Raw genomic sequence first — 18192 nt, 5'->3', positions numbered from 1 at the left:
ACCATTACTTTAGGATACCTACTATTTTATTCCAATTTTAGCTAACTGGCATTACTGATTCAGGGCGTCCCTGCGGAAATAATAAATGAAGGGAGAATGACACCATGAGAGAAGGAAGATTAGGTTACAACAGTTATAACAAAAGATATGGATTATTGTCATCAGACTTATGGATTGATCCAGGATTTCACTGCGGAGAATGTCTGGAAGTTCTAGTTGATGATCAGTGGGTAAAGACACGAATGGAAATGAATCTGGCGAGAGAATGGTATTTGGTTGGAACACCGTATTGCGGAGATCTGGAGTATGTACGGGCAAGGATACCGGAATAAAGCAGACAAGAAGAGTAATAGTCGGTTTGTTGTTAGTGAAAAAATAAGCCCGGATACGGGCAGAAAAAGAGGGCGGATACGCCCAAAATAAAAAACTAAAGACAAGTTATGGCATAAGCAAGTAGTATCTCACAAAGCCCTCGGCGTTTGAGAGCGAAATACACCCATCGCACAAATCAAAGATTTGTACTCAGGATATTTCGCCCTGCTGGGAGCTATTTGTGCCGGAAATGGCAGTTAGTTCGTAAACGGATGTCAATGCATCCACTCACAAATAATATGGCAGAAGTTACTTTGCCGAAGACAAGGAGGAAATGCCTATCGGAAGAAATTCATTTATTCAAATGACAAAACTAAGCAATGTAAAAGGCAGGATCACTTATATATCCAGTCATGCAAAACAGGAAAACCTCTATGCAGTTTATGAAACCACAGAACGGAAATTCTGGCGGGAACTTGCAAAATGTAATCAGGAAGAATTTGCAAAAAGTGGAACAGAAGGAAAATGTATTGAGGCAAGAGAACTGATCATTGCTTTGCCAGAGAGTTTTACAGAATATCAGCCGGATAGATTGCTGCAGCTTTTTACAAATCATTTTAAACAGAATTATGGAACAGAGTGTATTGCTGCTTTGCACCACAATAAAAGAAAGACCAATTATCACATTCATTTGATATTTGCAGAACGGAAACTACTGGATGAACCAATCATTAAGATTGCCAGCAGAAATATGTTTTATGATGAAAATGGAAAACATGTCCGAACCAAGAAAGAGATATTAGGAGAAGATGGCGAGACTCGGGAAGGCTGCAGTATTGTGAAGAAAGGAGAAGTCTATGAGAAGAAGCTGTTTACTGCGAAAGATGAACGCTTCAAGAGCAATTCATTTCTGGATGAGGTAAAGCATTCTTATACAGATTTAATCAATATTTATGTGCAGGACGATAAACAGAAACTACAGGTATTTGAGCGTGGCAGTGTTTATCTTGCAACAAAGAAAATCGGAAAAAATAATCCGAAGGCACAGGAAATAGAAGCAGATAACCAAAAACGCCGGGAATGGAACAGAGCTGTTGATATGGCGTTGATTAGTGGAGTGCCGGAACCGAAGATAATGGAAGTGAAGCGGAAAGAAATCACGGAGCCAATCAGGGAATCAATTGCCCGGCGTGGAAACAGACCACGATTATTTTCCAGAGTTGTAACAGTGGCTGTTGAGGCATTGGAGTTTTTAATAGCAAGTGTGCTGTTTAAGAAACCCAGGGAAGTGCCAAAACAGACAGAGCAAACGGAAACAGAACACCCAAAGCATGTTGCTGAAAATAGCACGGCAGCAGTCAAGACAACAAAAGAAGAAAAGGCAGAACCGGAACAACCTAAAATGACGAGGCTTGCATCAAAGTATCCGAAACTATTTAAAGTGAATAAAGAGCTGGAAGATCAAAACGGTGCAATTCAACAGAAACAAAAACAGCTTTCTGCAAAGAAGAAAGAACTGTCAGAGGTCACGGGATGGTTTAAAGGAAGAAAGAAAAAAGAATTGCAGAAAGAAATTGATGAACTGAAAAGCCAGATCAGAGATATGAAAGATTACCTTCCGAGGATTGTGCAGAAGATCGGTTATAGAAGTGTACAGGATTTTTTAAAAGATTTTAAGGCTTCTCAAATTGAGTATAGCGAGTATCGAACTGCAATAGCAAAATGGAAGAAAGAAACTGGCAAAGAGCCAGTAGCACATGGTATTAGAGCGAAGCTGACAGAAAAGAAACAAGAAATACAGAATGAACAGAAAAATAAACAGCATACCCGTAGTCAGAACAAAGATCGGGGAGCAAGATAGGAGGACAATCATGGAGAAACACATTATGGGAGAAAATGGAATCAGTTATACTTTAGGAGAGGACGGTCTGTATTATCCAGACCTGTACCTCCCGGAAGAGACAGAGTATCCGATTGGAAAGTATGGAATGTTGAGAAAATCATACTTGAAAGAGCATCGGAAAGAATTATATCTGGAACTGATACTTGCTGGGAAGTTAAATGAGCATCTGCATCAGATTGATGAGGATTGTAATCAGATGATGGAAAGACTGGTAGAGCAGATGAAAGAAAAGCAGGGAGTGACGGAAGAACTGAAGATGCAGGATCAGATGGCATGGGTTGGGAAAATGAACAATATCCGGGCCTGCACTGAGGAGATTGTAGTAAAGGATATATTGTATGCAGAAAAAAATTGTTGAAAATCGATTTGGAAGATTATAGATAAATGTGATAATATCTTCTTTAAAGTATAGAAAAATTGAAGTAGTGATAAAAACTAACAAACTGGAATTAAACCAATTTGTTAGTTTTTATCATGTATTTGATTATAGAGATTTTGGATATGCTTTATATGAAGTTGGTTCAAGGCTAAAGTTTGAACGGACGGATCCTTTCATCACATAAAATGATGCGGATTGCATAAGGTTATGGATATTAAATATACGATATATAAAATACTGTTCAGGATACAGTTCTGAAACAGCCACTTCATTTGCGGAGATATCAAACGGTTTTGTGCTGTTTCCAGTTGTGGCTTTTACTTCGATATATTTTTCGACAACAGCATTATTTATAACATCATAGGAAAGTATATCATAACCGAAACCATCTCCTTTGGTTTTGGCAACATGTTCTATTTTATCAGCTAAGTCCATTCTCCCTAATTTTAATAATCTATTCTTTTCAAAAGCAAGAGCTATTTCTTCACCAATATCACCAATTGCTTTTTTGTTTTGCTCTCTTCGAGAATAATTGGAATCTTTACGTATATGTGTCGAGTATGTTTTGGCCCGATGAGCTATTGAGGGAACTGGAATTTGAATAAAGTCTAAGGAGTTATAATCAATGTTAATAGAAACTTTATTATGTGCATATTCAACAGCGTCTTCTGTACTTGTCGCAATATCTGGTGGTAGTATTACATTTTCAATATCTAAGTCTGCAACACAACCAGATTCAAATGGACAATCGGGGTTATTGCGGAATCTTATATAAAGTCCATCAAAAAAGATAATACCTTGTCTGGATTGCTTTTTGAATATTCTTTCTAGCCCAAGACCAGTTGGCCAATTAGCTGGCATTGAATCGGTATTGATAAATGAAGCGTAGTAGTGTACATTTTTTTCGGTGGACACAGTTTTTAGAATATATATATAAAGGTTATCAATTATACCTGGATAATTTTTTTCATATTCGTAAATTGATCCAGACGAAGGAAGCGGAGAAATTCGTTTTGGTTCTGGAAAACCATTGGAAGGACTCCATGCTGGGTGACGGTGATTTAATCCTTGACGAGAGATTCTATAATCTTTACGTCCGGTTCTTGGAGCTAATTCGATTTCTGCTGATTGATTTAATCCTATAGCAATAGCATTAAAATTATATTTTTTCCGAGGAAAAATTTTCTCAGAGTCCCAAAATTCAAGAGTATCCGTTATGATATCAGATTCTGCAAACATTCTGTCTAATTCTGAAAAATCATATCCGGCAGCTTGAATGTAGGTTTGTCCACCTCCACCGGAAGGCTTCTTAATGCCATACATATTTGTAAAGTCTGAATCTTGGATTTTGTGGTATAAAATGGCAGATACATATTCCATAATTATTCCTCCTCACTGAGTAAGTTGTCAAAAATTTGTTCATAGGTTACATTTAAGGCTTCTTTGAGAGCAATTAATTCCTTAATCGTTATGTGTCTTTTTCCACTTTCGATTTTTACAAGAGTTTCTCGTGTAATATTACAACCTCTAAGTTGCATCGCTGTTGCCAGTTCTACTACATGAAAATCATTTTCTAGCCTTAATGTGCGTAGACGTTGCCCCAATACCTTGTTTGATTTTAGTTTCTGAATCATGTACGTTCCTCCTTTTATGACATTATAAAACACAGACCATAAAATAACGGACTGATAATGGTTCACTTTTGAATTTTTTTAATTGCAAAGAAAAAAAATATATGTTAATATAAACAAAAAGCTATAAGCAATTAGTTTATAAGGGGTCTTATATGAAAACATTTGGTGAACTGTTACATTTAATTAGGAGTAGGCAAAATGCTTCTCAACTAGTAAAAGAAGTTGGAATTTCTTATGTATATTTACTTGATATAGAAAAAGGAGCGAGAACAGCTCCCAAAGAATCGATTTTAATTTCATTGGCGGATAAGTTAGAATTTCATGAGGGTGAAAGAGAACTGTTTTTTGATCTTGCAGCTAAAGAAAGAAATGGTATTCCAGCAGATGTGACAAAATATATTTTAGAACACGAGGAAATTATTGAAGTAGTTAGGGCGTTAAATAACAGTCCTGTAGAATTAGAGTATTTGAAAAAAATAAAACAAATAGCTGAGGAGGCAGGAAAGAATGCTAGATAAGAAAAAGTATGGAATTGTTTATACCCCTGAAAAATTGGCAGATTTTACAGCTGAGTTATTATATATGGAATATGGAATGGAAGAGTTGACAATATTGGATCCAGCTTGTGGGGAAAGTGCGTTGCTTTTAGCAATGCAAATGAAGTGTGCAGGAAATAATAACTATATTGGGATTGATGTAGATGAGCATGTGATTGAGGAAAATAAGATAAATAATGGACAGAATATTAGTTATTTTCAAGGTGATTTTTTAATTCAAGCAAAGGAAAAAAATACATTACGATATTGGTGTGAAAAGATAGGAAAGGTTGACTGTTTAATAGCAAATCCACCATGGAGTTGTGAACGTTTATATAACAAAGAGGATTTGATAAAAGAAGGATATACATTGGCAGATGGACAATATGATAATTATTTTCTCTTCATAGAACAGAGCCTTAAAATTTTGAAAACTGGTGGTAAAGCTGCATTTATTTTGCCGGATTCTATTTTTTCCGATGATGCGATAAAATTGAGAAAAATGCTATGTGAAAAAACACATATTCTTGTTATTGCACGGTTAGGGGAAAAAATATTTCCGAATGTAAATAGAGCTACAACAATTATAGTAGTAGAAAATGAATTACCGACGAACAATGTTAAAACAAAATGTTTTAGACTTGGAACAAAAGAGAGAAAACAGGTCTTAAATAATGAAGTGAAGTTAATGGATTGTTTTTTAAATGGTGTTCATGAAGAAAAGCAAAGAAGATTTATTGAGACGGAAGAATGTCTCTTTGATGTTGACTTATATGAAAATGAAGAAAAACTTATAAAGAAGTTAGAACAAGATAAAATTAACTGGAATACAATATTTAGTTTTGGCCGGGGAGTTGAGATTTCAAAGTCAGGAAAGGCAGTGATATGTAAACATTGTAATTTTGCACAAGGATATACAAAAAAACAAGAAATTTCTAAAAACAAAATATGTTCTAACTGTGGAGGAAAAGTTGATTTTTTGGATAGTAGAGTTATTAATGTGATATCAGAAACGAGAGAATATGATATGGAAAAAATTTATGTAGGAGAAAATCTACATAGATATAGATTGAGTGGAAATAGGTATTTGAGATTAGGAATTCAAGGTATAAATTATAAAAATGCAATGTTGTATATGCCACCTAAAATAGTAATTCGAAAAACAGGATTAGGAATAAATGCCTTTTTAGATATGGAAAGTACATATATTAGCCAAACAGTATACTCATGTCAATATATTGATAGAAAAAATTCTGATCCTATAGAATATTATTTAGCACTTTTAAATTCAAGAGTGATTTATTATTATTATTTAAAAAAATATGGAGAAAATGAATGGAAATCACATCCCTACTTAACCAAAAAAATCATATTCTCATTGCCACTAAAAAAATATGTTAGTTCTTCGTTAACAGGTGAAATATGTCAACTTGCACGAAAGTTATTATTTGGTTATGATAGAAAGATAGATTTAGAATTGGAAAAAAAGGTAATTGAATTATATGATATCTCCAGAGAAGAGGTATTGATGATTATGGAAGAGATTAATAAATTACCTAATTTGTCTGCTATAAATAATATGAAATTTACTGAGGAAGAATTAGAACAATGTATAGATATATAGGAAATAAAAAAAAATTACTACCATATATTATGGCTAGTACACAAGAAATGATAGGAAAAACAGGTACAGTTGTTGATTTGATGGCAGGAACAGGGCTGGTAGCAGCAGAATATAGGAAAATGGGTTATGCTGTAATTGCATCTGATATGATGACATATTCAAAATGGCATCTAATTACTCAGATTATGATGGATAGAGAACCGACCTTTGATAAATTGAAAATATCTTCATGCTATGATAATAAATATTTATCGGTGTTAGATTATCTGAATAATTTGGAGCCTATTGAAGGTTATTTTTTTCGTGAGTTTTCACCAGCTGGAACTCCAGCGAATGGTGTGGCAAGTCGAAAGTATTTTTCGGCGGAAAATGCATGTAAAATTGATGCTATCAGAGAAAAGATTAATGACTGGATTGCCTCAGACAGTTTATCAGAGAAAGAAGAAGCTGTATTGAAGCATTCATTAATTATGGCTGTTAATACAGTTGCAAATATATCAGGTACATATGGTTATTATTTATCGGAATTGAAAAGAAATGCATTGGATTCCATTTCATTGTTACCTGTTCAGTTTAGTGCTGGAAATATTCAAAATAATAGAGTAATACAGGGGTTTGCTGAAGATATTGCAAAAGATATTACGGCAGATTTGTGTTACATGGATCCACCATATATAAAACGTCAATATGCAGCAAATTATCATATATTAGAAACTATTGCACGAGGAGACTATCCGGTAGCCCAGGGGAAAAGCGGTTTAAGAGATTGGTGGGATCAACATTCTAAATTTTGTACAAAGACAAAAGGTTTACAATCATTTGAAAAAGTTGTAAGTGAAATGAATTGTAGGAATTTTATAATTAGCTACAGTGAGGATGGTTTATTTCCATTAGAAACGTTAGTTGAACTGTTAAAAAAGTATGGAGAAGTAGATGTTGAATTTATTGATTATAGTAGATTCAGGAGTAATCAAAGTAAATTACCATTAAAACTAAATGAATATATGATAAAGCTTCGGAAAGCGGATTGAAGAAAAGATATTACAATAAGAAAAGGAATAGTGATATGCAGTGACAAAATCAGAAAAATTACTTAGTTCTTTTGCTGAAAATTTTTTCTATAAGGAATTTGTTTATGCTGATTTAAAATTTACTCCCAAGGGAGGAACTGAGATTGAATTGGCAGATTTAATAATTAATTTTGAAGACATTGTATTAGCCATTCAATTAAAAGAAAGAAATGAGAAAGATAGGACGCAAGATAAAAATATAGAAGAAAGATGGCTAAAGAAAAAATGTAAAAAGGCAAAAGAACAGATAAAAGATACTCTTGTGTATATTCAAAATAGTGAAGCAGAATTTTACAATGCCAGAGGAAGAAAAGCAAAAATTAATCCAAACGCAGAAATCGTGCCGCTGGTGATATTTGAAAATAAAAATATATCTGAATATGAACATTTACTTAGAAGCCATACGTCTGAAGGATTAAATGTTAATTGTATGTCAATAGATGATTTTCAATGTATGTGTAAGGAATTGATAGCTCCTATTGAAATAATAGAATATATAAAGTGGAGAAAAGATTTTTATGAGAGGAACGGATCAATCGATTTTCTACTTACAGAAATGACCACTGGATTTTTTGTGAGTAAGCCGCAGAGACATGAGACCTTGGTGCATCAATATTTGTATGAACGATATGGAGAAAATGGAATTTCAGAAAATAAAAAGTATTATGATTTATTTAGACGATATGCGTTAGTTTTACAAGAGCATACAGAATTTCTTTCAGAAACAGATGGTTGTTATGAAGTTATGATTTTTTTAGCACATCTTTTTAGGGATGAGGTTAAATGTTTCGTTGAAAGAGTTGAAAAGGCTGTTACTATTGCAAAACAAAAAAGTTTTGAATTGGCGGGAACATTACGCAATACTCAACGAGAATATGCAATAGTATTTGAGGCAACTGAAAATGGAGAACATATTGAACCAGATAAATTATTAAAAATACTTTTTGAAAAGCAAAACATACAGATATTATTACAGGTAATAACATATTGGATTAATGAAGAAGAATATCATATTGATTTTTCATTATGGAAAGGCAATGGCATTTGATATATGTATAGAATCGACTTGTTTATAAATAAATAATTGACACCACATGCGATACCACATATAATATGAATAGGAGGTATAACAAATGTCAAAGTGGGATAAACTGATAACACGTATATGCAATTTATCGAAAGACCTCCGGTTTGATGAGTTACGGAAGGTATTGGAAAGCTATGGATACGAAATGAATGCACCAAGAAGTGGAAGCAGTCATTACACTTTCAGAAAACAAGGGTGTATGCCAATTACAATACCAAAGCACGAACCAATCAAGAAAGTATATGTAGAAATGGTAAGGCAGATTGTAGAAAGCGAGGCGAAGAATGATGAAGACGCTGAATGATTATATGGCAATGTCCTATCGTATGGAAATTGTGGAAGACAAAGATGAAGGCGGATTTGTGGTTTCTTATCCGGATTTGCCTGGTTGCATTACTTGTGGTGAGACAGTGGAGAGTGCGGTAGCAAATGCACTGGATGCAAAAAAAGCATGGATTGAAGCTGCATTAGAAGATGGTGTAGAGATTAATGAACCAGACAGTTTGGAAGACTATTCTGGACAGTTTAAATTGAGAATTCCGAGAAGTCTGCACAGATCACTGGCAGAACATTCTCAGAGAGAAGGAATCAGCATGAATCAGTATTGTGTGTACCTTCTTTCCAGAAATGATGCAGTGTTCTCAAAATAAATGATGTCAAACTTATTTACACCACTTACAATAAGTTGGCAACAAATTGGCAACAGAAAATCAGCGAGCCAAAATAATATATGCAACAGAAATAAAATAATGGCAAAAAAGATATAAAACCTAAACAAATATATTTAAGAATATCTTTGAATTTGCCGAGTTCGAATAACGGACAGAAATGCCGAAAGCCTGTATTTATGCGGGCTTCCGGCATTTGTTTTCTCAAATGGCTCTAGTTTGGCTCTATTTGTGTGAGGAGCAATGTATAAATATGATATGTATTTCAAGGTAATGATTGGTAGGTGGTTAAGTGGATATTTTATTTAAGAATGATCATTTTGTATTTTCATACAGAGTTGGCGGTATATTGAAACATAATGGTAAAATCTTGTTACAGCGTCCGAAGAATGATGATTATGCCATTATTGGTGGACATGTTGCGGCTATGGAGACAAGTATGGAAACGCTAAAAAGAGAATTTGAAGAAGAGATTCATGCTAAGATTGAGGTAGATAATTTACTGGCTATTGGAGAAATATATTTTCCATGGGGTAAGAGACCGTGTCATCAGATATGCTTATATTATAATGTGCATCTGGTTGATGATAATATACCATTAGATGGAGTGTTTCATGGATATGATGAGCTGAATAATGAGAGAATTGATTTGGATTTCTGCTGGGTTCCGCTAGAGGATTTAAAGAAAGGTACTAAGGTATATCCTTTGGAGTTGATACCATATATTCTTGAGCCGGGGAAAGAAATTGTACATTTTGTTTCAAAACAGATATGAGGAGAAATTCGATGATAGAACATATAAAGGTAGAATTGGGCAGACCATCAGATATTAATTCATGGATGCGATTAGTTAGAAAAGTAGGTTGGAATTTTCCGGGATTAGAGACGGAGCAGAGTATAGAAGAACACAAAATAATTGTTTTGAAATTTATGAATGACAAGCGTGCTTTGTGCGTGAAGAATGAAGAAGATATTGTTGGCGTGCTTTTGTATTCAAGAAAGCATAATATGATATGTTGTCTGGCTGTTGATCCGGCTTATCGAAAAAAGGGAATTGCTTCGATGCTTTTGAGTGAGGCACTTGATAAACTTGACCGAGATAAAGATATAACTGTGTCCACATTTAGAGAGAACGATGTTAAGGGAATTGCACCTAGAAATTTATATAAGAAATTTGGCTTTGAAGAGGATGAGTTGATTGAAGAATTTGGGTATCCTAATCAAAGATTTGTGCTACATGCCAATATTGGTGCTAACAATGTGCCAATTGTGGTGGTAAGAGAATCAAAAGAAGAAGATTTGACTGAAATACTGTATTTATATCTATATTTGCATGAAAAGAGCGTACCAGAAGAATCTGAGCAGTTAAGGAGTACGTGGGAAAATATAATGAATGACAACAATCATCATTTGATTGTTTGTGAGGTAGATGGAAAGATAGTTGCATCATGTGTATGTGTGGTTATTCCGAATCTTACAAGAAATGTTCGTCCATATGCTTTTGTGGAGAATGTAGTAACACACGTAGATTACCGAAAGAAGGGATATGCTACGGATTGCTTAAATTATGCAAAACATATTGCCAAGGAAAATAATTGCTATAAAATGATGTTACTTACTGGTTCAAAGGAAGAGAGTACATTGAATTTCTATAGAAATGCTGGTTACAATAGTACGGATAAAACAGCGTTTATACAGTGGATAGATATGTAAGTACAAAAAACTGAGGGGTGAAAGGTATTACATTGCAGTTAGGAGGCAACATGGATATTTCAATAAAGTGTGATAGCTTAAAGGCTATATATAGTGTAAAAAATGGCATGTTAAGATGTGTTGCACCATATGAATTTACAATATCTCTAATGCCAATGATAAAGGTTTGCATAAGGGAAGGAAACTGGCAAAACACAGACAGGCTGTAATGCAGGAATTTCTGAATGAGTTAATGCTGGAATGGGAAGGGGAAAAGTGATGGAAGTAAAATTTTATGATACAGTTAATGATGAACTATTGAAATTTGCAGTGATTATCTCACAGAGTAACGGCAAGTGGGTATTTTGCAAGCATAAAGAAAGAGATACATACGAAGTGCCGGGAGGACATAGAGAAGCTGGAGAGGATATTTTAGAAACAGCTAAAAGGGAGCTGCAGGAAGAGACTGGAGCTATCAAATTTGAGATAAAACCAATATGCATATATTCGGTGATAGGTAAGACTAGAGCAAATGATACCGGTGAAGAAACATTTGGACTGCTTTGTTTTGCGGAGATAACAGAGTTTGCGAAAGAATTACATAGCGAAATGGAGAAAGTTGTGCTTATGGATGAGTTGCCTGAGAACTGGACATATCCGTTGATACAGCCGAAATTGATAGAGAAGTATTTACAGGTAAAAATAATTCTATAATTGGAGCAACAGTAACTGTCACAGTCGATAGACCATTAGGAAGTTATCATCCTGAATATAAGGATATGTATTATCCAATAAATTATGGTTACATTGAAGGAGTTATGGCACCAGATGGAGAAGAGCAGGACGCTTATATATTAGGTGTAAATGAACCAGTAAAGAAGTTTACAGGTAAAATTATTGCCATTGTTCGGAGAAAAGACGATATAGAAGAAAAGTGGGTAGTTGTACCAGACGGAGTAACTTTTTCAAAGGAAGAAATCAGGAGACAGATTCATTTTCAGGAACAATATTTCGACAGTGAAATTGTGATGTAATATTAAGGAGATTGCTATGTCATTAGGATTAAAAAGAGGAATAGTGCAGCTTGAACCACATGATAAACAGTGGGATGAGGCTGCCATTCAAACAATCAAAATACTTAAATCTATATTAGGAGATGATGCTATTGATATACAGCATATTGGAAGTACAGCAATACCGGCAATTAAAGCAAAACCGATTATTGATATTGTCGTTGGGGTAACTGATTTTGATAAAGTAATGTTACATAATGAGCAATTACGACAAGTGGGAATATTTTATCGTGGTTCAGATGTGGAACGTCAGCTTCTTTATGTAATGGGCGATATGGAAAATGATACAAGAATGCACCATATTCATATTGTGAAATGGAACGGAACTGAGTGGAAAAATTATATTCATTTCAGAGATTATCTAAATGATAATGAGAATATGGCTTTGCAGTATCAGAAGGTAAAGGAAGAACTGGAAAGTAAGTATGCAGATGATAGAGTAGCATACACTAATGGAAAGCAAGATATGATAGACCTTATTCTTGATAACCAATAATTTTTTCCCTTGCAGAGGCATTAGTTCTTATGTTAGGATACTATCTAAGGAAAGTACCCATGACAGGGCGTTAAGCGTCCGGGGAACGCTTGTTTAGCGCCGACCGGAGCGGAGCGTAGAGGTAGCCTCCCGAGTTTTATGATACCGGGCAACCGGAATACATAGGAAGGGAGGTGGCGCCGATGACAGCTTATGAGATCATTTCGATTTTCATTGGGATATTAGCATTGTTGATGTCCTTTGGTAGCTTGATTGTAGCGTTGCTTGCCTTTCTCGATAAGAGAAACAAGCGAAAATAAAAATGCCTATCCTGTCTGATCCACAGGATAGGCGGTGTCCTTAAGGACATTCATTAACCTAAACTCGGAGCATCCACCTTTGGAGTGGGTGCTTTCTGTTTAATTAGATATTATCATCTTATGTCTAATAATTCAAGAGGTTTCACTAATTTGGAAAAATTTTTACAGTAAGGCGGTCAGTGTCTTTTTTGACAACCATGAGAGTATGAAACTTTTTCTGTAAAATAATGTTTATAAGGTTCTTCTATGATACAATAAATATCATTAGGAGGGCCTTTTATTATGGCAAGACAAAAGAAACCTGTACATCGTGTACAAATGACAGAAGGAAAACGAAACATCATCCATACTTATAAGACATGGATCGCCTAAGAGCGGCTACTGGGAGATTATAGAAAATTAGCGGGATGATAGAAAATGAAGGTTAAATTAGAAGATGATGGCGAAGATAATTCAGAACTTATTGAAGAAATAGAAGATTCATTTATAGAAGAGTATATTCCATTACCAGGACAGTATGAAATCAATGAGTACAGGATTATTGATTTAGCTAATGCACAGGATATATGGGAAGATAAGATTTTACCTCTTACTGCAAAAGAACATGATATTTACTGGATTGCTATCGGACTAAGCTTAGGTATAGTTATTGGGCTTCTAATAGATGATATTGGTCTTGGAATGTGTCTGGGGGTTATGATGGGTGTTAGCGTCGGTCCTGCAATTGATGTGCTGAGAAAAAATAAAAAATCAGAGGAGCATAGGAATTATGATGAGAAAGAATACTGTGTTTCGCAAATATATAGCGTCACTTCTATTATTTTTGTTATTTGAGACAGTGGCGATCACGTTGTGGAAGGCTAAAGGAAACTTGTTTTATCTGTTGAATTTCAGCTACATTGGAGGATGCCTTGCGTTGGGAACAGCACTTTTTACTGCAGGAAAACGCTATGCCAGGCATTTCGTGCAGCTGGCTGTGGGAAGTTATATGCTGTTGTACCTCGGTGTGATCTCCCATGAAAATATGCAGATCGAGGGTTTCTGGTACTATCTGTTTCTTGGCGTTTTTGAGGCGGCAACAATCCACTACGCAGTCGCGAAGATATTCGGTCCACTGTTTTTCGGGCGCGGCTGGTGCGGCTATGCCTGTTGGACAGCTATGGTGCTGGATTTTCTGCCTTACAAACAGCCGGAAAAACCGCGAAAGGAAAAGCTAGGCGTTCTGCGATATGTGATGTTTGCATTATCCCTGACGTTGGTTTCCGGACTGTTTTTGATGAATGTCGCAAATCTGGAGGAAATCATGTTTTGGATGTTCCTTGTAGGAAACGCACTTTACTACATTGTGGGCATTGTATTGGCTTTTATATTCAAAGATAATCGTGCATTCTGCAAGTATCTGTGTCCGGTTACGGTATTTTTCAAGCCAATGAGCTATTTTTCAATCCTGCGTGTTCACTGCGATGAAAGCAAATGTGTTCATTGTGGGAAATGTCTGCGTGTTTGTCCAATGAATGTGGAGGTCAATAAGGAATCCCGCAAACGAAAGAGAGGAACGGAGTGTATACTCTGTTACGAATGCACAAAGGTCTGTCCAACCAAAGCATTGCATTAAAAAATGGAGTTGGAGATATAGCTGTGATGGCAAAGTCGGGTTTTGTTCATACACCAGAGAAATAAAAGATATAATTCGGAATGGAGAATGTGATATACTGTAAACAAGATATAGTGCAAAATATAACAGGAAGGAGTACGCACCGTGTCAGAGAAAAAGAAGTTTACAGTATACATCGGAAGTGTGGCACTATGCGTAGGTGTGGCCGTTCTGCTGCATTATGTGTCCTTCACCAATCCTTATCTGCAATCTGTTTGTCACCTTTTAAGGCCTTTTATTTATATAGGACTTTATCTGGTATGGGCGATTTCTTTTCAAAAGAGAATTATCCAAAAGGAACCCCGTCGTTGTTTAATAATGATTGCAGCGATGATGGTTTTTTGGATGCTCGTTCGTATGTGTAAATTTGAAATACCATATGAGATGCCGACAGCACTGCGCTACGCCTGGTATCTTTATTATATTCCTATGCTGTTACTCCCTACGGTCAGTCTTTATCTGGCATTTTATATACGGCAGCCGGAGAATTATAAATTACCGGAAAGACGGTGTCTGCTGTTTTTTCCGGCATTGTTTCTGATAGGGATTGTATTAACGAATGATCTGCACCAGTTAGTTTTTACTTTCCCAGAGGGAAGACTGGGGGAAGCAGCTTCCTATGAAGTAGGAGTCTATGGATATGGAGCAATGTATTACGCTATAGTCGCCTGGGATCTAGGTTGTCTGCTGGCAGCACTCCTGATTATTCTATTAAGGTGCAGAAAAATTAAAAACAAGAAAATGCTTTGGATGCCTTTTGGCGCTTATGGCATGGCGGTTGTCTATGGCATTGCCTATTATCTGAATTTGCCCTTTTGGAAAATATTTTCAAGCGATATGACGGCTGCATTATGCCTTTTGTTTGCTTTGATCATTGAAAGCTGCATCCAGTGCGGATTGATCCCTTCCAATACAGGGTACGCACAGTTATTTGCAGCATCTACAATTTCAGCACAGATTACAGATCAGAATGGAAAATGCATTTATCAATCTCAGGATTCGGAATGTATTGCGCCGGAAATCGTAAGACAGGTAGTTCAAAGCCCGATCATGTTAGAAAATGGGATCAGGCTGTCGGGAAAACCAATTTTGGGAGGCTATGTGTTGTGGAAGGAAAACCTGTCGGAATTACAGGAAATCGTAAGAGAGCTTGAAGACAGGAAGGAAGAATTAAAGGATGCGAATCTGATTGAGGAAGAAAATCTGAGAACGAAAAGAGAAGTAGAAAAACTTTCTGTGAAGAACCAGCTTTATGATAAAATACAGAAACAGACGGCAAGGCAGAGTGCACTTTTGACGGAATTCATTGAAGCATATTCTATGGAAGAAGATGAGAACGAAAGGAAAAAAATATTAGGGAAGATAGTTGTGATCGGAGCCTATATAAAAAGGCGTAGTAATCTTATTTTTATTGCGGAGCAGACAGTCAAATTTCCGATCAGAGAGTTGGAGTTATGTTTCAGGGAAACGATAAAGAATCTGGAATGGAACCATGTTGAGGCAGGTTTTTCCAGCGCTTTAGATGAAATACGAAGTGAAGATGCTATGCAGATTTATGATTTTTTTGAAGCGGTCATTGAAGAATCTCTGGAAGATCTGTCGGCATTTACTGTAAATCTGAAACGCAGAGGGGAGCGGATCGACATGTCTATGAGTGTGGAATGTAAAACAGATCTGCGGGAAATTGCCGGACGATATGGAGCTTATGCGGAGCAGGATTTTGACGGAGCATGTCTGCTTTCTCTGATTCTGGGAGGAGGTAGCGGCAAATGCTAAAAACATTTGAAAACTGTTCGAAGGAGTATCAGATTACGCTTGTTTGCTTTTTTATTTTTTTAACTTTGCTGTATATGATTCTGGTTATTTATGAAGGAACAGGAAAAAGACAAAGAAAGATGTTACTGCAGGACAGTGCATTGCTTATAGTTATCTTCCTTATAACATCCGGCTTGTGTGCGCGGCAACGGATGTTTTATGGAGAAGAGGATTCCATGATATTATTTAAAATACCATATGTGATTTTAATTGTTATAGGAATTTGTGGTTTTTTATATGTAGGAATGAAGATCTTTGGAATTCATAAGTACCGCAAGAACTGCCTGAGGGAAAATGCAGTTCAGGAAAGTCTGGACAATTTGCCGAGCGGAATTGTTTTTTTTGATGGGAACGGAATGCCTAAACTGATGAATCGGAAAATGTATCAAATTTGTCAGGATCTGGCAGGAAGAGATATACAGAATATTACAGAACTGAAGGAAGCACTGGAACATCCTCGGAAAGAGAATGTATTTTATGATGTTGATCTGAAAGTATACTGCTTTGCGGATGGAAGCGTGTGGAAATTTTCAGAGAAAGAGATTGCTACGACAGCCGGAGATCGATTTTTTCAATTTCTTGCTTCTGAAGTGTCGGAATTATATCGGAACAAAGTGTTGTTGAAGGAGGAAAATCAGAAACTTCAGGAAATGTCTGTGGCTATGAAAGAACTTTCTAAAAATGTAATAACTCTGACCAGAGAAGAAGAAATGTTATCTATGAAAATGAGAGTGCATGATAATCTGGGATATAGCGTCCTGGCGGCACAGCGGATGTTGTTGCGCGAATCGGAAGCAGACCGGGATGTTTTCCTTTCGCAATGGAAGCAGACATTGGATTTGCTGAATAAAGATAACGAGTCTGTGGAAGGCGAACAACTGCACAGGCAGGTGCAGGAAAGAGCGGAGATTTTGGGTGTGAAAATCATTTATACAGGAGAAAAAGTCTGGGAATCTCATATTTCCGAACTGATGGATATAATACTTTTGGAGGCACTTTCCAACTGTGTCCGACATGCAGGGGCAAGCGAACTGTATGTAAAATGTAGTAGTGGGGAACAAGAGTGGATTATGGTAATCACAGATAATGGACAAAAAACGGAGAAGAATGTCAAAGAAGGAGGAGGATTATCCGGTATACGAAAAAGGGTGGAGCAATGTGGAGGTACATTGAGAATCTGTGCGGAGTCAAAATTTTCGATGACCGTTAAGATACCAAAGGAGGTGCGGAGATGATACGGGTACTAATCGTGGAAGATCAACGTATGGCTCGGGAAGATATGGAAAATTATATTCAGTCCAGTGGGAGATATTGTCTGGCGGCTTCTATCACAAACGCAGCTATGGCAGAGACTGTATGCAGGCAGAGCAGGTGTGAACTTGTCTTGATGGATGTCTGTACGGAGAATGATGAGAGTGGTCTTGTGGCAGCAGAGAAGATTAAAAGGACCATGCCTCAGATAAAAATAATTATCGTGACTTCTTTAGTAGAGTGCAGTTTTATTGACAGGGCGCGCAAAGCGGGAGTAGAAAGCTTCTGGTATAAAGATGCCGGTAAAGAGGAACTGTTGGAGGTTATGGATCGCACGATGAAAGGGGAGAGCGTGTATCCGGATGCTCCGCCGGTTGTGATGATCGGAACAGCGAAAAGCTGTGATTTTACACCTGGGGAATTAGCAGTTCTGCGATTAGTGGTGGAAGGAGAATCGTATAAAAAATTGCAGAAAGTTTGGGTATATCACCGGAGACTGTAAAATGGCATATCAAGAATATGCTGCAGAAAACGAATTTTGATTCCAAAACGAAATTGGCGGTAGCTGTTACAAAGAAAAACCTGATTATAAACGGATTTTAGAAATAGTATTTTACTACCCACATGGGGAGTGTCTAAATCGCTGAAAACCGTTATCATATACTGTGTAAAAGTGTCTTAATCCTAAGAACTTGTTTT

At 36.3% G+C, this 18192-nt stretch carries 24 protein-coding genes; 22 read left to right on the top strand and 2 right to left on the bottom strand.

The genetic code is table 11. The annotated features are described in order from the left end of the window. Nucleotides 1-104 precede the first annotated feature (104 nt). The 3 genes from G4407_RS05155 (at nucleotide 105) to G4407_RS05145 (ending at nucleotide 2573) form a co-directional block, all read left to right on the top strand. Entirely contained in the window at nucleotides 105-332 is a 228-nt protein-coding gene (locus tag G4407_RS05155; protein WP_071144561.1) for a DUF5348 domain-containing protein, read from the top strand. Between the two features lie 314 nt (nucleotides 333-646). After that, on the top strand, nucleotides 647-2173 hold the full coding sequence (locus G4407_RS05150) for a coiled-coil domain-containing protein (protein WP_243868763.1): 1527 nt from the start codon (nucleotides 647-649) through the stop codon (nucleotides 2171-2173). A 10-nt stretch (nucleotides 2174-2183) separates the two neighbouring features. Beyond that, nucleotides 2184-2573 (top strand): TnpV protein, encoded by a 390-nt coding sequence (locus tag G4407_RS05145; protein WP_173687998.1) that lies wholly within the window; start codon nucleotides 2184-2186, stop codon nucleotides 2571-2573. A gap of 126 nt (nucleotides 2574-2699) precedes the next feature. Here G4407_RS05145 and G4407_RS05140 read toward each other — a convergent pair whose 3' ends face one another. Both G4407_RS05140 and G4407_RS05135 read right to left on the bottom strand, forming a co-directional pair. Then, nucleotides 2700-3974 (bottom strand): protein NO VEIN domain-containing protein, encoded by a 1275-nt coding sequence (locus tag G4407_RS05140; RefSeq protein ID WP_173687997.1) that lies wholly within the window; start codon nucleotides 3972-3974, stop codon nucleotides 2700-2702. Between the two features lie 2 nt (nucleotides 3975-3976). Then, nucleotides 3977-4228: a helix-turn-helix domain-containing protein gene (locus tag G4407_RS05135; RefSeq protein WP_173687996.1), complete on the bottom strand. Its 252-nt coding sequence runs from the start codon at nucleotides 4226-4228 to the stop codon at nucleotides 3977-3979. Nucleotides 4229-4380: 152 nt separating this feature from the next. Here G4407_RS05135 and G4407_RS05130 point away from each other — a divergent pair, with 152 nt between their 5' ends. The 19 genes from G4407_RS05130 to G4407_RS17150 all read left to right on the top strand — a co-directional run bounded on the left by G4407_RS05130 (nucleotide 4381) and on the right by G4407_RS17150 (nucleotide 18096). Continuing rightward, nucleotides 4381-4746, top strand: a complete 366-nt coding sequence (locus G4407_RS05130) for a helix-turn-helix domain-containing protein (protein ID WP_173687995.1) — start codon at nucleotides 4381-4383, stop codon at nucleotides 4744-4746. Continuing rightward, nucleotides 4736-6388, top strand: coding sequence for an N-6 DNA methylase (locus G4407_RS05125; RefSeq protein ID WP_173687994.1), 1653 nt, complete (start codon nucleotides 4736-4738; stop codon nucleotides 6386-6388). The genes G4407_RS05130 and G4407_RS05125 overlap by 11 nt, the downstream gene beginning before the upstream one ends. Beyond that, complete coding sequence (locus tag G4407_RS05120; protein WP_173687993.1) at nucleotides 6373-7419, top strand: DNA adenine methylase; 1047 nt, start codon at nucleotides 6373-6375, stop codon at nucleotides 7417-7419. The genes G4407_RS05125 and G4407_RS05120 overlap by 16 nt, the downstream gene beginning before the upstream one ends. Before the next feature lie 40 nt (nucleotides 7420-7459). Then, nucleotides 7460-8506, top strand: coding sequence for a hypothetical protein (locus tag G4407_RS05115; RefSeq protein WP_173687992.1), 1047 nt, complete (start codon nucleotides 7460-7462; stop codon nucleotides 8504-8506). 85 nt (nucleotides 8507-8591) lie between these two features. Continuing rightward, complete coding sequence (locus G4407_RS05110; RefSeq protein ID WP_055054195.1) at nucleotides 8592-8849, top strand: type II toxin-antitoxin system HicA family toxin; 258 nt, start codon at nucleotides 8592-8594, stop codon at nucleotides 8847-8849. Further along, nucleotides 8833-9195, top strand: coding sequence for a type II toxin-antitoxin system HicB family antitoxin (locus G4407_RS05105; RefSeq protein ID WP_173688005.1), 363 nt, complete (start codon nucleotides 8833-8835; stop codon nucleotides 9193-9195). The genes G4407_RS05110 and G4407_RS05105 overlap by 17 nt, the downstream gene beginning before the upstream one ends. A gap of 310 nt (nucleotides 9196-9505) precedes the next feature. Continuing rightward, nucleotides 9506-9988, top strand: coding sequence for an NUDIX hydrolase (locus G4407_RS05100; RefSeq protein ID WP_173687991.1), 483 nt, complete (start codon nucleotides 9506-9508; stop codon nucleotides 9986-9988). Nucleotides 9989-9999: 11 nt separating this feature from the next. Further along, nucleotides 10000-10926 (top strand): GNAT family N-acetyltransferase, encoded by a 927-nt coding sequence (locus G4407_RS16860; protein ID WP_179963102.1) that lies wholly within the window; start codon nucleotides 10000-10002, stop codon nucleotides 10924-10926. A 50-nt stretch (nucleotides 10927-10976) separates the two neighbouring features. Further along, nucleotides 10977-11135 carry a hypothetical protein gene (locus G4407_RS05085; protein ID WP_173687990.1) on the top strand — a complete coding sequence of 53 codons (159 nt, stop codon included), beginning with the start codon at nucleotides 10977-10979 and terminating at the stop codon, nucleotides 11133-11135. A 49-nt stretch (nucleotides 11136-11184) separates the two neighbouring features. Next, nucleotides 11185-11619: an NUDIX hydrolase gene (locus G4407_RS05080; protein WP_173687989.1), complete on the top strand. Its 435-nt coding sequence runs from the start codon at nucleotides 11185-11187 to the stop codon at nucleotides 11617-11619. Between the two features lie 65 nt (nucleotides 11620-11684). After that, on the top strand, nucleotides 11685-11939 hold the full coding sequence (locus G4407_RS05075; RefSeq protein ID WP_201856662.1) for an inorganic diphosphatase: 255 nt from the start codon (nucleotides 11685-11687) through the stop codon (nucleotides 11937-11939). Nucleotides 11940-11955: 16 nt separating this feature from the next. Next, nucleotides 11956-12474 carry a GrpB family protein gene (locus tag G4407_RS05070; RefSeq protein ID WP_173687988.1) on the top strand — a complete coding sequence of 173 codons (519 nt, stop codon included), beginning with the start codon at nucleotides 11956-11958 and terminating at the stop codon, nucleotides 12472-12474. Between the two features lie 182 nt (nucleotides 12475-12656). Then, nucleotides 12657-12773, top strand: coding sequence for a putative holin-like toxin (locus G4407_RS16855; protein WP_022085598.1), 117 nt, complete (start codon nucleotides 12657-12659; stop codon nucleotides 12771-12773). Between the two features lie 417 nt (nucleotides 12774-13190). Then, entirely contained in the window at nucleotides 13191-13607 is a 417-nt protein-coding gene (locus tag G4407_RS05065) for a hypothetical protein (protein WP_173687903.1), read from the top strand. Then, nucleotides 13543-14388: a 4Fe-4S binding protein gene (locus G4407_RS05060; RefSeq protein WP_173687987.1), complete on the top strand. Its 846-nt coding sequence runs from the start codon at nucleotides 13543-13545 to the stop codon at nucleotides 14386-14388. The genes G4407_RS05065 and G4407_RS05060 overlap by 65 nt, the downstream gene beginning before the upstream one ends. A 144-nt stretch (nucleotides 14389-14532) precedes the next feature. Then, nucleotides 14533-16203, top strand: a complete 1671-nt coding sequence (locus G4407_RS05055) for a histidine kinase N-terminal 7TM domain-containing protein (RefSeq protein WP_173687986.1) — start codon at nucleotides 14533-14535, stop codon at nucleotides 16201-16203. A 215-nt stretch (nucleotides 16204-16418) separates the two neighbouring features. Next, on the top strand, nucleotides 16419-17477 hold the full coding sequence (locus tag G4407_RS05050) for a sensor histidine kinase (protein ID WP_173687985.1): 1059 nt from the start codon (nucleotides 16419-16421) through the stop codon (nucleotides 17475-17477). Beyond that, complete coding sequence (locus G4407_RS05045; protein WP_243868762.1) at nucleotides 17474-17995, top strand: response regulator; 522 nt, start codon at nucleotides 17474-17476, stop codon at nucleotides 17993-17995. Before G4407_RS05050 ends, G4407_RS05045 begins: the two co-directional genes overlap by 4 nt. Next, entirely contained in the window at nucleotides 17971-18096 is a 126-nt protein-coding gene (locus tag G4407_RS17150) for a helix-turn-helix transcriptional regulator (RefSeq protein ID WP_420314996.1), read from the top strand. The genes G4407_RS05045 and G4407_RS17150 overlap by 25 nt, the downstream gene beginning before the upstream one ends. Nucleotides 18097-18192: the final 96 nt, after the last annotated feature.

The sequence above is a fragment of the Allocoprococcus comes genome (assembly GCF_013300725.1).
Classification (GTDB): domain Bacteria; phylum Bacillota; class Clostridia; order Lachnospirales; family Lachnospiraceae; genus Allocoprococcus; species Allocoprococcus comes_A.
This window is presented reverse-complemented; position numbering and strand designations above follow the sequence as displayed.

Coding starts and splice junctions, on each gene's coding strand:
- G4407_RS05105 (WP_173688005.1), top strand. CDS start 8,833: ATGAAGACGCTGAATGATTATATGGCAATGTCCTATCGTATGGAAATT.
- G4407_RS05150 (WP_243868763.1), top strand. CDS start 647: ATGCCTATCGGAAGAAATTCATTTATTCAAATGACAAAACTAAGCAAT.
- G4407_RS05045 (WP_243868762.1), top strand. CDS start 17,474: ATGATACGGGTACTAATCGTGGAAGATCAACGTATGGCTCGGGAAGAT.
- G4407_RS05080 (WP_173687989.1), top strand. CDS start 11,185: ATGGAAGTAAAATTTTATGATACAGTTAATGATGAACTATTGAAATTT.
- G4407_RS16860 (WP_179963102.1), top strand. CDS start 10,000: ATGATAGAACATATAAAGGTAGAATTGGGCAGACCATCAGATATTAAT.
- G4407_RS16855 (WP_022085598.1), top strand. CDS start 12,657: ATGACAGCTTATGAGATCATTTCGATTTTCATTGGGATATTAGCATTG.
- G4407_RS05075 (WP_201856662.1), top strand. CDS start 11,685: ATGTATTATCCAATAAATTATGGTTACATTGAAGGAGTTATGGCACCA.
- G4407_RS05070 (WP_173687988.1), top strand. CDS start 11,956: ATGTCATTAGGATTAAAAAGAGGAATAGTGCAGCTTGAACCACATGAT.
- G4407_RS05125 (WP_173687994.1), top strand. CDS start 4,736: ATGCTAGATAAGAAAAAGTATGGAATTGTTTATACCCCTGAAAAATTG.
- G4407_RS05065 (WP_173687903.1), top strand. CDS start 13,191: ATGAAGGTTAAATTAGAAGATGATGGCGAAGATAATTCAGAACTTATT.
- G4407_RS05120 (WP_173687993.1), top strand. CDS start 6,373: ATGTATAGATATATAGGAAATAAAAAAAAATTACTACCATATATTATG.
- G4407_RS05135 (WP_173687996.1), bottom strand. CDS start 4,228: ATGATTCAGAAACTAAAATCAAACAAGGTATTGGGGCAACGTCTACGC.
- G4407_RS05060 (WP_173687987.1), top strand. CDS start 13,543: ATGATGAGAAAGAATACTGTGTTTCGCAAATATATAGCGTCACTTCTA.
- G4407_RS05110 (WP_055054195.1), top strand. CDS start 8,592: ATGTCAAAGTGGGATAAACTGATAACACGTATATGCAATTTATCGAAA.
- G4407_RS05155 (WP_071144561.1), top strand. CDS start 105: ATGAGAGAAGGAAGATTAGGTTACAACAGTTATAACAAAAGATATGGA.
- G4407_RS05130 (WP_173687995.1), top strand. CDS start 4,381: ATGAAAACATTTGGTGAACTGTTACATTTAATTAGGAGTAGGCAAAAT.
- G4407_RS05145 (WP_173687998.1), top strand. CDS start 2,184: ATGGAGAAACACATTATGGGAGAAAATGGAATCAGTTATACTTTAGGA.
- G4407_RS05085 (WP_173687990.1), top strand. CDS start 10,977: ATGGATATTTCAATAAAGTGTGATAGCTTAAAGGCTATATATAGTGTA.
- G4407_RS05140 (WP_173687997.1), bottom strand. CDS start 3,974: ATGGAATATGTATCTGCCATTTTATACCACAAAATCCAAGATTCAGAC.
- G4407_RS05050 (WP_173687985.1), top strand. CDS start 16,419: ATGATATTATTTAAAATACCATATGTGATTTTAATTGTTATAGGAATT.